Genomic DNA, 11,916 nt, shown 5'->3' with positions numbered 1-11,916 from the left:
AGTAAGAACCCTGAAAGATGATCAGGTTGATAGGTCAGAGGTGGAAGCGCGGTGACGTGTGGAGCTGACTGATACTAATCGTTCGAGGACTTAACCAATTTTAAGGCAAACTTGTTTTACTTCTTCTTCTTCTATATTATCTAGTTTTGAGGGAACAAACCTCACAAATGAATACAGTCTGGTGGCGATGGCGAGAAGGTCACACCCGTTCCCATACCGAACACGGAAGTTAAGCTTCTCAGCGCCGATGGTAGTTGGAGGATTCCTCCTGTGAGAGTAGGACGTCGCCAGGCAAAAAAAGAACAATCCATATGTGGTTGTTCTTTTTTTGTTAGATAAATTCCAGCCCATCACCCTCACAATACCAAATAACTTCACTAGACAAGGTTTCAGCTTATTTAAATTTGGAGAAAATAAGTACATGTAGAATCGTTGCAAGTTCATTCTTCTTTCATGTATAATTAAAGTCAAATATAGTCAAAGTCAGATGAGGAGGTGGATAGATGAGGAATATCTCTGACATCATTGAAAATTACTTAAAGCAAGTGTTAGATATAAGCGATTCTGATTTAGTTGAAATCAAACGTAGCGAAATCGCAGATAAATTTCAATGTGTTCCGTCCCAAATCAATTACGTAATCAATACTCGTTTTACAATTGAAAGAGGATATATTGTGGAAAGTAAACGTGGTGGTGGTGGTTATATACGGATTATGAAAGTCCAAACGGATGATCATGCCCATTTAATTGATCAACTATTATCTTTATTTGCAACGCGTATAAGCCAAAGTAGTGCAGAGGACGTCATTTATCGCCTAGTTGGGGAAGAAGTGATTAATAATCGTGAAGCGAAAATTATGTTAAGCGTCATTGATCGCTCTGTTTTATACATTGATCTACCTTATAGGGATGAATTACGTGCCAGAATGCTTAAAGCCATGTTAACTACATTAAAATATAAATAGATTAAAGTAAGCTGGAGTGGTGATAATCATGATTTGTCAGGAGTGTAATCAAAGACCGGCAACCCTGCATTTTACCAAAATCATGAATGGAGAGAAAACGGAAATTCATATATGTGAAAAATGCGCCCAAGAAAAGGGTGAGATGTTTATTATGAATGGTACATCCGCCTTTCCTATTCATAACCTATTAGCAGGACTACTAAATGTTGATCATGCTTTTCCACAACCAAAGAAGGATGCCTTTCATAAAGAAGAGATATTACAATGTAATCATTGTTCCATGACCTTTCCGCAGTTTGTAAAAGTAGGTCGCTTTGGATGTGCGAATTGTTATCACGCCTTTAAAGATCAACTAAAGCCAATTTTGAGAAGACTTCACAGTGGGAATTGGAGCCATAATGGAAAGATACCGAAAAAGGTTGGTGGCAATATCCGTTTGAGAAAAGAATTAGAAGAGAAGAAATATCGATTAAAAGATCTAATAGCGAAAGAGGAATTTGAGAGTGCAGCTATCATTCGGGATGAAATTCGTTCTCTAGAAAAAACATTGAGCGAAGTTCATGAAGGAGGCGAATAGAAGTGTCACTTGAAAAGTTTTTGAATCAGGCAATAAGCTCTTGGATGAGTGCGGAGGGACCTAACTCTGACATTGTTCTGAGTTCAAGAGTACGACTTGCCAGAAACCTTCAAGATTATAAATTTCCCACACTTTCAAATAATGAAGAAGCTTCTGCCATCATTCAAACAATGGATGAAATGGTAACACGGAACGATTTTTCACAAATTGGTCCGATAGAAATGTTAAAAATGAATGAATTACAACCTCTTCATAAAAGAGTATTGGTAGAAAAGCATTTAATTAGTCCACATTTAGCAGAGGATTCTGCACACGGGGCATGTCTTCTTTCCGAAAATGAAGAAATAAGTATTATGTTAAACGAAGAAGATCATATTCGAATACAATGTTTATTCCCAGGTCTGCAATTAGTCGAGGCTTTGCAATTAGCGAATCAAATGGATGATTTACTTGAGCAGTATGTAGTTTATGCTTTTGATGAAAAGCATGGTTACTTGACGAGTTGTCCAACAAATGTAGGAACTGGATTAAGAGCTTCTGTGATGATGCACTTGCCTGGCTTAATTTTAACCCATCAAATGAATCGTATCATACCTGCAATAAATCAGCTTGGACTAGTGGTTAGAGGAATTTATGGGGAAGGTAGCGAAGCATTAGGTAATATTTTTCAAATATCCAATCAAATTACCCTAGGAAAATCTGAGGAAGATATTGTGGAAGATTTGATAAGTGTTGTCAGTCAACTAATTTCTCAGGAAAGAGACGCGAGAGACGCATTAGCCAAAACTTCTAACATACAATTAGAAGACAGAGTCTTCCGCTCATTTGGAATTTTGTCTAACAGTAGAATTATTGAATCTAAAGAAGCCGCTCGTTGCTTGTCTGATGTGCGGTTAGGGATCGATATGGGGTATATAAAAGATATCTCTAAAAATATTTTAAATGAATTAATGATATTAACTCAACCAGGTTTCCTTCAACAATACGCAGGAGGGGCACTTCGCCCGAATGAAAGGGATATAAGACGTGCAACACTGATAAGAGAAAGGCTAAAAATGGAAAAGTGATACCGATAGGAGGATGAAACTATGATGTTTGGACGATTTACAGAAAGAGCCCAAAAAGTATTAGCTCTAGCCCAAGAAGAGGCGATTAGACTAGGACATAATAATATTGGTACAGAACATATTTTATTGGGATTAGTACGTGAAGGCGATGGTATTGCCGCTAAGGCACTTTATGCACTAGGACTCGGCTCAGAAAAAATCCAAAAAGAAGTAGAAACCTTAATTGGGAAAGGGCAGGATACTTCTCAAACTGTTCACTATACGCCAAGAGCCAAAAAAGTAATTGAACTTTCAATGGATGAAGCGAGAAAACTTGGTCATTCCTATGTTGGAACAGAGCATATTCTATTAGGCCTTATTCGTGAAGGTGAAGGTGTTGCTGCAAGAGTATTAAATAATCTTGGGGTAAGTTTAAACAAGGCCCGTCAGCAAGTTCTACAATTATTAGGAAGCAATGACTCTGGTGGACATCAAGGCGGGGCATCGGCAAGTGCTAACACTCCAACATTGGACAGTTTAGCCCGTGATTTAACGGCGATTGCCCGCGAAGGTAGCCTAGATCCTGTTATTGGTAGAAGTAAGGAAATACAACGGGTGATCGAGGTATTAAGCAGACGTACAAAAAATAATCCAGTACTTATTGGGGAGCCAGGGGTAGGAAAAACAGCAATTGCTGAAGGGTTGGCTCAACAAATTGTGAATAACGAAGTTCCAGAAATTTTGCGTGATAAACGAGTTATGACATTAGATATGGGAACGGTAGTAGCAGGTACAAAATATCGTGGTGAGTTTGAGGATCGTTTAAAAAAGGTAATGGATGAAATTCGCCAAGCAGGAAATATTATCCTGTTTATTGATGAGCTCCATACATTAATTGGTGCAGGTGGGGCAGAAGGTGCAATCGATGCGTCCAACATCTTAAAACCATCTTTAGCCCGTGGTGAATTGCAATGTATTGGTGCAACAACACTGGATGAATACCGTAAATACATTGAGAAAGACGCTGCATTAGAAAGACGTTTCCAACCAATCCGTGTCGATGAACCAACAATGGAGGAATCGGTGCAAATTTTACAAGGATTACGTGATAGATATGAAGCCCATCACCGCGTTTCAATTACAGATGAAGCGATTGAGGCGGCAGTTAAGCTTTCTGACCGATATATTTCAGACCGTTTCTTACCAGATAAGGCGATTGATTTAATTGATGAGGCAGGTTCTAAGGTCCGACTTCGTTCGTATACAACCCCTCCAAACCTTAAAGAATTAGAGTTGAAGCTGGAAGAGGTAAGAAAAGAAAAGGATGCTTCCGTTCAAAGTCAGGAATTTGAAAAAGCTGCCTCCCTTCGTGATACGGAGCAACGCTTAAGAGAAAAATTAGAAGAAACGAAGAAAAATTGGAAAGAAAAGCAAGGGAAAGAAAATAGTGAAGTAACAGTTGAAGATATCGCAAATGTCGTTTCAAGCTGGACTGGAATTCCAGTATCAAGATTAGCTCAAACAGAAACGGATAAATTATTAAAGCTTGAAGAAATCATTCATTCTCGTGTGATTGGTCAAGAAGAGGCTGTTAAAGCAATTTCGAAAGCTGTTCGTCGCGCTCGTGCCGGATTAAAAGATCCTAAACGTCCTATTGGCTCGTTTATTTTCTTAGGTCCAACAGGTGTTGGTAAAACGGAGCTTGGTCGTGCGTTAGCTGAGGCCATGTTTGGTGACGAAGATGCGATGATTCGGATTGATATGTCCGAATATATGGAGAAGCATTCGACATCCCGTCTTGTTGGTTCGCCTCCTGGGTATGTAGGTTATGAGGAAGGTGGACAATTAACGGAAAAGGTGCGGAGAAAGCCATATTCGGTCATTCTTCTAGATGAGATTGAAAAGGCGCATCCAGATGTCTTTAATATCCTTTTACAAGTATTAGAAGATGGACGCTTGACTGATTCGAAAGGAAGAACCGTAGATTTCAGAAATACTGTTCTAATTATGACATCAAACGTTGGAGCTGAATCACTCAAACGTAATAAATACGTTGGATTTAACATCCAAGATGGTGAACAGGATTATAAGGATATGAAGGGTAAAGTATTGGAAGAGCTGAAAAAGGCATTCCGCCCAGAGTTCCTAAACCGTATTGATGAGATGATTGTTTTCCATGCTTTAGAGAAGAAGCATTTGAAGGAAATTGTTACATTAATGTCGGATCAATTAGTGAAACGTTTAAAAGAGCAGCATATCGATATTGAATTATCGGAGTCTGCGAAAGAAAAAATTTCTGAAGAAGGCTATGACCCTGAGTATGGTGCTCGCCCATTGCGTCGTGCCATCCAAAAACATATTGAAGATCGATTATCTGAGGAATTATTAAAAGGAAATTTATTAACAAATCATAAGGTATTGATCGATGTAGAAGAGGGAGAATTTGTCGTCAAAACCGCCCAGCCAACTGAAGTAAATTAAATAAACAAGAGGTACACGGGTTTATTTACTTCGTGTACCTTCTTTCTTTTCACTTTATTAAAATAATAATCATAAAAACCGCAGGAACTAGGTAATTTAAAGAGAGGGGTAAATTATGGCAAAGCAAAAGACTAAATTTATGTGCCAAGAATGTGGTTATGAATCGGCAAAGTGGATGGGGAAGTGCCCTGGTTGTGGAGAATGGAACAAGATGGTTGAAGAAATTGAGAGAAGTGTTCCAGCTAGAAGAGGAGCATTTACTCACTCTGGAAATCATCAAGCGATGTCGAAGGCCACTCCCATTACATCGATTGAAACAGTGTCAGAGCCTCGTGTAAAAACGGACTTAAATGAATTAAATCGCGTCCTTGGAGGAGGGGTTGTCCGTGGTTCCCTTGTCTTAATTGGAGGAGACCCTGGGATTGGAAAATCAACCCTTTTACTACAGGTCTCAAACCAATTGGCGATTCATCAACACCGTGTGCTATATATCTCTGGAGAAGAATCTTTAAGGCAAACGAAGCTACGGGCGGATCGCTTAGGGGTTATTTCTGAAAACTTGCTAGTTTATTCGGAAACCAATCTAGAGTCTATTAATCAAACAATAGAAGAAATGAGTCCAAACTTTGTGATTGTTGATTCGATTCAAACCGTTTTCCATCCCAATGTGACTTCTGCTCCGGGGAGTGTGTCTCAGGTGAGGGAATGTACGGCCGAGCTAATGAGAATAGCAAAAACAAAAGGGATTGCTATTTTTATTGTCGGGCATGTGACGAAAGAAGGTTCCATTGCTGGCCCTAGGCTCTTAGAGCATATGGTTGATACGGTTCTTTATTTTGAAGGTGAAAGACATCATACATATCGGATATTAAGAGCTGTGAAAAATCGCTTTGGATCCACCAATGAAATGGGAATCTTTGAAATGAAAGAAGCAGGGCTTGAAGAGGTAGAAAATCCATCAGAAATTTTTTTAGAGGAAAGGTCTCAAGGGGCAGCGGGCTCAACGGTAGTAGCGTCAATGGAAGGGACTCGTCCTGTTTTAGTAGAGGTTCAAGCTCTAATATCACCGACTAGCTTCGGCAATCCCAGAAGGATGGCGACGGGAATCGACCATAACCGTGTCCCGCTATTAATGGCTGTTCTTGAAAAAAGGGTGGGGATGCTACTGCAAAATCAAGATGCCTATTTAAAAGTAGCCGGAGGGGTAAAACTCGATGAGCCAGCTATTGATTTGGCCATTGCCGTAAGCATTGCCTCGAGTTTTCATGATAAGCCTACAAGACCAACGGATTGCATTATAGGAGAAGTCGGTTTAACTGGAGAAGTAAGAAGGGTATCTAGAATTGAACAAAGAGTGCAGGAAGCAGCCAAACTAGGTTTTGAGCGGGTTATATTACCGGCAAATAATCTAGGCGGGTGGAAGGCTCCTAACGGCATAGAATTAATTGGTGTTTCAACTGTTGGTCAGGCACTAAAAGCAACTTTAGGAGGATAACAGATGGATCATAAAAAGCTAAGTGAAAAAATAAAAAGTGAAGTCCTGCATTTTGTTGCCCCCGGTACGCCCATTCGTGATGGAATTGATAATGTCCTCCGTGCGAACACAGGTGGGCTCATCGTACTTGGTTACAACGATAAGGTAAAAAGTATGGTCGATGGTGGCTTCCAAGTAAATTGTATTTTCACTCCTAGCTTTTTATATGAACTTGCAAAGATGGATGGGGCAATAATATTAAATGAACAAGGAAATAAAATATTAATTGCCAACGCCCAACTTGCTCCAGATCCATCTATTCCATCATCTGAAACCGGAATGCGTCATCGTACAGCTGAGAGAGTGGCTAAGCAATCAAAAGTCTTGGTAATTGCTATTTCTCAGCGCAGAAATGTCATCACCCTGTATCAAGGTAACTTTCGTTATACGATAAAGGATATTGCCGTCATTTTGGCAAAAGCGAATCAAGCATTACAAACTTTAGAAAAATATAAGCTTGTTCTTGAACAAAGCATAACGAATCTTGGAATTCTAGAGTTTGAGGAATTAGTCACGTTTGGTGATGTCCTTCAAGCATTAAGAAGGGTCGAGATGGTATTACGGATAAAAAATGAGTTATTAAATTATTTAAATGAGCTAGGGACGGAAGGGAGATTAATCTACCTTCAAATGAATGAACTATTAGCAGATATGGAAAAGGAAGCGGCTCTATTAATAAAGGATTATTCCTTTGAACGAAAATTGGATCCACATCAAGTGCTATGTAAGTTACAGGAAATGTCCAATGAAGAAGTGATTGAGGACTCCTTTTTCCTCAAACAATTAGGACATTCCGGATATATCCATTTAGATGAGTTTATTTGTCCTAGAGGCTATCGAATGTTAAATAAAGTCCCTCGGTTACCATTAGTAATTATCGAGAATTTGATTAATCGGTATGAACATTTACCTAAAATTGTCGTAGCTTCCGTGGAGGAATTAGATGATGTAGAAGGGATTGGGGAAGTTCGTGCCAGAAAAATTAAAGAGGGTCTCCAGTTAATCAAAGAACAATTGTTTGCCGACAGACAGTTATAAAGGTGTGTAAGATTGTACAGATTTCAAAATTATAAGGGATTTACCCCTATTGTTTGACTCTTTAAATTAGCGGTGCTAACCTTAGAAGGAGAAGGGGAATTTCCACTTTTAGTAAACAAATCTTCTTGTCACAATGATGTTTCAGTATGGTAACAAACAGATTAAATTATCGTAGAATATAGGTTTCAAACAGTTGAAATTGTTTATAATGAGTAGAAGGAGGTGAAGGAATGTTAAAACGTGTAATTCAAGCTTGCTTCCTTATTATTGGAGGGACACTAGGGATATTTTTGCTTCCTTATTTAATTGACTTTATTAAAATTCTGGACATTCCTCTAATTAATAATGGATATATAACGGCATTATTAGGTGCAATTATTTTTTATTTTATTACTTTTTGGGCAATTGACTATGTAGTGGAGTTTGTAAAATGGGTAGAAGAATCGTTATTAAAGATTCCCATTACTGATGTTATTTTTGGTAGTGTTGGACTAGTATTCGGTTTATTTGTGGCGTTTTTAATTGGATTCGCTCTCAATGCGATTCAAGTGCCTATTGTAAATACAGTTGCTCCTATACTACTTACCCTTTTATTCGGATACCTGGGGTTTCAAGTAGGGACGAAAAAACGAGATGAGTTACTGAATTTGTTTAGTAATCGAAATAAAAAGAAGACTGTAGAAGAGGAACAAGAAAAGTCAGCCAGTCATTCTTTGAAAATATTGGACACAAGTGTCATTATCGATGGTCGAGTGGCTGATATATGCCAAACAGGATTTTTAGAAGGTACGATTGTAATTCCACAATTTGTGCTTGCGGAATTACAACATATTGCAGACTCTTCAGATGCATTAAAGAGAAACCGCGGAAGACGAGGCCTTGATATACTAAATCGAATTCAAAAAGAACTTGCTGTAAAAGTGGAAATCTATGAAGGCGATTTTGAAGATATTTCTGAAGTAGATAGTAAACTTGTAAAGTTAGCAAAAGTAACGGGTGGTATGGTTGTTACGAATGACTTTAATTTAAATAAAGTGTGTGAGCTTCAAAATGTGGGTGTATTAAATATCAATGATTTAGCTAATGCGGTAAAGCCTGTAGTTTTACCAGGAGAAGAAATGTGTGTACAAGTCATTAAAGATGGGAAAGAACATCATCAAGGTGTGGCTTATTTAGACGATGGAACGATGATAGTTGTGGAAGATGGTCGTGAGTATATCGGCAAACGCATTGATGTCTTAGTGACAAGTGTATTACAAACCTCAGCGGGGAGAATGATCTTCGCAAAACCGAAATTATTAGAGAAAGCATTATAGTGAATTGGGGTTATTTTATGGAGTATCAAGTCATTCTTCCAGCGGCAGGAAAAGGGAAAAGAATGGGTGCGGGAAAGAATAAGCTTTTTATTGAATTACAAGGAATTCCTGTCTTTATTCATACTTTACAGGTGTTTGAGCAAGATGATAGATGTCGTGAAATCTACCTTTCTATACATCCTGATGACCAATCTGAAATGACCTCTTATGTAAAGAAATTTGATATTCAAAAGAAAATAACCTTTGTCATCGGTGGCAAAGAACGCCAGAATAGTGTGTATCATGCCTTGCAAAAAGTCGATCAAAATGGAATCGTTCTTGTCCATGATGCGGCAAGACCGTTTATCAATGAGGCTTTAATTGGTCAATTAGTGGAATCTGCCAATCAAATAGGTGCTGCCGTTGTTGCGGTACCTGTTAAGGATACTATTAAAAAAGTGAAAAACGGAATCGTAATGGAAACAGTGGAACGTTCTAGCTTGTGGGCAGTACAAACCCCACAAGCTTTTCGCGTTTCCTTGTTGCTCGATGCCCATGTTTATGCGAATAAAAACATGTTTTTAGGAACAGATGATGCTAGTTTAGTGGAGTATTTAGGGGAGAAAGTAGCCATTATCGAAGGTGATTATCATAATATAAAGTTAACTACACCTGAGGATTTGCATTTTGCTCAGGCGATATTAAACGAAAAAAATCAGCTTTAGCTTTGAAGGGAGCTTACATATGTACAGAATTGGACAAGGATTCGATGTGCATCAACTAACAGAAAATCGACCACTTATCATTGGCGGTATAACGATTCCTTATGAATTAGGCTTATTAGGACATTCAGATGCAGATGTTCTTTTACATACCGTTGCGGATGCATGTTTAGGAGCGATCGGTGAAGGAGATATCGGCAAACATTTTCCCGATACAGATCCGGAATTTAAAGATGCAGACTCGGCAAAATTGTTAATCCATGTTTGGGGTCTCGTGAAACAAAAAGGATATAGGCTAGTCAATATTGACTGTACAATTATTGCTCAAAAACCGAAAATGGCTCCTTATATTCCGCAAATGCGTGAAAGAATTGCTGAATTGCTAGAATCGTCCGAGGATCAAGTAAATGTGAAGGCAACGACAACAGAAAAGCTTGGCTTCACTGGACGTGGAGAAGGTATTGCCTCGCAAGTAGCTGTGTTGCTACAGAAAGTTTGATTCTATTCATTCAAGGTAAGACATGATAAAATAGATTCCATTGGCTAGAAGCCATATATTGCGTTTTTCTAATGAGGAGGTTCACCACATATGTCAAATGAAATTCGTGTTCGTTATGCGCCAAGTCCGACTGGCCACTTACATATAGGTAATGCTCGTACTGCTCTATTTAACTATTTATATGCACGAAATAAAGGCGGTAAATTTATTATCCGCATCGAAGACACAGATCAAAAGCGAAATATCGAAGGCGGCGAGGAAAGTCAGCTGAAATATTTAAATTGGCTTGGGATCGATTGGGATGAAAGTGTTGATGTAGGGGGAGAGTATGGTCCTTATCGTCAATCAGAACGTAACGATATATACGAAGAGTACTATTCACAGCTTTTAGAACAAGGAAAAGCGTATAAATGCTATTGTTCAGAAGAGGAATTAGAAGCGGAGCGGGAAGCCCAAATGACCAAAGGGGAAAACCCTCAATATTCTGGTAAATGTCGTCATTTATCTGCAGAACAACGCGCTACTTATGAAGCAGAAGGACGTAAGCCAAGTATTCGTTTGATGGTTCCTGCAAATAAAGTATATGAGTTTGACGATATGGTAAAAGGCAATGTTTCTTTTGAGTCTGATGGTATTGGTGACTGGGTAATGGTAAAAAAGGACGGAATCCCGACTTATAATTTTGCCGTTGCGATTGATGATTACCTAATGAAGATCTCTCACGTGTTACGTGGAGATGACCATATTTCAAACACTCCAAAACAGTTAATGGTCTTTGAAGCACTTGGATGGGAAGTTCCTCAATATGGCCATATGACATTAATTGTAAATGAGAGTCGCAAAAAACTAAGTAAACGTGATGAAAGTATTATCCAATTCATCGAGCAATACGAAGAGTTAGGCTATTTACCTGAAGCTCTATTTAATTTCATCGTTTTATTAGGATGGTCGCCGTCTGGAGAAGAAGAGCTATTCACAAAGGATGAGTTTATTGAAATCTTTGATGCGAATCGTCTTTCAAAGTCTCCAGCATTATTTGATAAAAATAAACTTACATGGATGAACAACCAATACATTAAAAAGCTTGAATTGGATAAATTAGTGGAGATTTCTCTTCCGCATTTAATAAAATCTGGACGTCTTTCAAATGAACTTTCCAATGAGCAAAAGGAATGGGCACGCCAATTAATTGCTCTCTTCCAAGAAAAAATGAGTTTTGGAGCAGAAATTGTTCCGTTAACAGAAATTTTCTTCCAAGATGAAGTGAGCTATGAGGAAGAGGCAAGAGATGTATTAGCGGGTGAGCAAGTTCCAGAAGTATTACAAGCCTTTGCACAAGAAATAGAAGCCTTAATCGAGTTTAAAGCAGCTGAAATTCAATCTGCCATGAAGGCTGTTCAAAAATCAACCGGTCAAAAGGGTAAAAATCTCTTTATGCCAATACGAGTAGCGACAACAGGTCAAACTCATGGTCCAGACTTGCCAGAAGCAATCTCATTATTAGGGAAAGAAAAAGTTCTTCAACGTTTAAGACAATTTTAGTTAACATATGAATCAAAATGTAATATAGTAAGAGTAATTAAGAAAAGCGGAAGCGCCCGTTTAGCGGCGTATGAATTGGACCGCTCCGTATGAGATAAAGGAAACACGAACGAGCGCGAGCGTTCGATGTTGACTTATCGTAAGGAGGAGAAGGCCAATTCACTAGCCGTTTGACACTTGCGCTAGACAATAAAAATATGAGAAAAATGTTGATGAG

The 11,916-nt window shown here is 38.6% G+C and carries 10 protein-coding genes, 2 rRNA genes and 1 other annotated feature (1 of these 13 cut by a window edge); all 12 genes read left to right on the top strand.

Translation table 11 applies throughout. The features are described from left to right. A 23S ribosomal RNA gene (locus tag ACFSO7_RS14985) occupies window positions 1–98 on the top strand; the annotation flags it as partial. A 79-nt stretch (window positions 99–177) separates the two neighbouring features. Next, window positions 178–293 (top strand): 5S ribosomal RNA (rrf, locus tag ACFSO7_RS14980). A gap of 210 nt (window positions 294–503) precedes the next feature. Then, window positions 504–965, top strand: a complete 462-nt coding sequence (locus ACFSO7_RS14975) for a CtsR family transcriptional regulator (RefSeq protein ID WP_377878139.1) — start codon at window positions 504–506, stop codon at window positions 963–965. A gap of 28 nt (window positions 966–993) precedes the next feature. After that, complete coding sequence (gene mcsA, locus ACFSO7_RS14970; protein WP_377878138.1) at window positions 994–1,542, top strand: protein-arginine kinase activator protein McsA; 549 nt, start codon at window positions 994–996, stop codon at window positions 1,540–1,542. Window positions 1,543–1,544: 2 nt separating this feature from the next. Continuing rightward, window positions 1,545–2,609 carry a protein-arginine kinase McsB gene (mcsB, locus tag ACFSO7_RS14965; protein WP_377878137.1) on the top strand — a complete coding sequence of 355 codons (1,065 nt, stop codon included), beginning with the start codon at window positions 1,545–1,547 and terminating at the stop codon, window positions 2,607–2,609. A gap of 21 nt (window positions 2,610–2,630) precedes the next feature. Further along, window positions 2,631–5,069, top strand: a complete 2,439-nt coding sequence (clpC, locus tag ACFSO7_RS14960) for an ATP-dependent protease ATP-binding subunit ClpC (RefSeq protein ID WP_377878136.1) — start codon at window positions 2,631–2,633, stop codon at window positions 5,067–5,069. Window positions 5,070–5,184: 115 nt separating this feature from the next. After that, a complete protein-coding gene (gene radA, locus ACFSO7_RS14955) occupies window positions 5,185–6,564 on the top strand; it encodes a DNA repair protein RadA (protein ID WP_377878135.1) in 1,380 nt (459 codons plus the stop codon). 3 nt (window positions 6,565–6,567) lie between these two features. Next, a complete protein-coding gene (gene disA, locus ACFSO7_RS14950; RefSeq protein ID WP_377878134.1) occupies window positions 6,568–7,641 on the top strand; it encodes a DNA integrity scanning diadenylate cyclase DisA in 1,074 nt (357 codons plus the stop codon). Window positions 7,642–7,871: 230 nt separating this feature from the next. After that, window positions 7,872–8,957 (top strand): PIN/TRAM domain-containing protein, encoded by a 1,086-nt coding sequence (locus ACFSO7_RS14945; protein ID WP_377878133.1) that lies wholly within the window; start codon window positions 7,872–7,874, stop codon window positions 8,955–8,957. Window positions 8,958–8,974: 17 nt separating this feature from the next. Continuing rightward, window positions 8,975–9,661, top strand: a complete 687-nt coding sequence (gene ispD / locus ACFSO7_RS14940) for a 2-C-methyl-D-erythritol 4-phosphate cytidylyltransferase (RefSeq protein WP_377878132.1) — start codon at window positions 8,975–8,977, stop codon at window positions 9,659–9,661. Between the two features lie 19 nt (window positions 9,662–9,680). Next, a complete protein-coding gene (gene ispF / locus ACFSO7_RS14935; RefSeq protein ID WP_377878131.1) occupies window positions 9,681–10,157 on the top strand; it encodes a 2-C-methyl-D-erythritol 2,4-cyclodiphosphate synthase in 477 nt (158 codons plus the stop codon). A 90-nt stretch (window positions 10,158–10,247) separates the two neighbouring features. Beyond that, on the top strand, window positions 10,248–11,699 hold the full coding sequence (gltX, locus tag ACFSO7_RS14930) for a glutamate--tRNA ligase (RefSeq protein WP_377878130.1): 1,452 nt from the start codon (window positions 10,248–10,250) through the stop codon (window positions 11,697–11,699). A gap of 200 nt (window positions 11,700–11,899) precedes the next feature. Continuing rightward, window positions 11,900–11,916: a binding site (T-box leader), on the top strand (it continues 211 nt past the right edge of the window).

The organism is Bacillus sp. CGMCC 1.16607, assembly GCF_042683745.1.
GTDB lineage: Bacteria > Bacillota > Bacilli > Bacillales > Cytobacillaceae > Pseudoneobacillus.
Note: the sequence above shows the minus strand (reverse complement) of the source record. Positions and strands in the feature narration are given on the sequence as shown.

Bases quoted from the DNA above. Each gene is read 5' to 3' on its own strand.
- ispD (WP_377878132.1), top strand. From the start codon at position 8,975: ATGGAGTATCAAGTCATTCTTCCAGCGGCAGGAAAAGGGAAAAGAATG.
- ispF (WP_377878131.1), top strand. From the start codon at position 9,681: ATGTACAGAATTGGACAAGGATTCGATGTGCATCAACTAACAGAAAAT.
- mcsA (WP_377878138.1), top strand. From the start codon at position 994: ATGATTTGTCAGGAGTGTAATCAAAGACCGGCAACCCTGCATTTTACC.
- disA (WP_377878134.1), top strand. From the start codon at position 6,568: ATGGATCATAAAAAGCTAAGTGAAAAAATAAAAAGTGAAGTCCTGCAT.
- gltX (WP_377878130.1), top strand. From the start codon at position 10,248: ATGTCAAATGAAATTCGTGTTCGTTATGCGCCAAGTCCGACTGGCCAC.
- ACFSO7_RS14945 (WP_377878133.1), top strand. From the start codon at position 7,872: ATGTTAAAACGTGTAATTCAAGCTTGCTTCCTTATTATTGGAGGGACA.
- radA (WP_377878135.1), top strand. From the start codon at position 5,185: ATGGCAAAGCAAAAGACTAAATTTATGTGCCAAGAATGTGGTTATGAA.
- clpC (WP_377878136.1), top strand. From the start codon at position 2,631: ATGATGTTTGGACGATTTACAGAAAGAGCCCAAAAAGTATTAGCTCTA.
- ACFSO7_RS14975 (WP_377878139.1), top strand. From the start codon at position 504: ATGAGGAATATCTCTGACATCATTGAAAATTACTTAAAGCAAGTGTTA.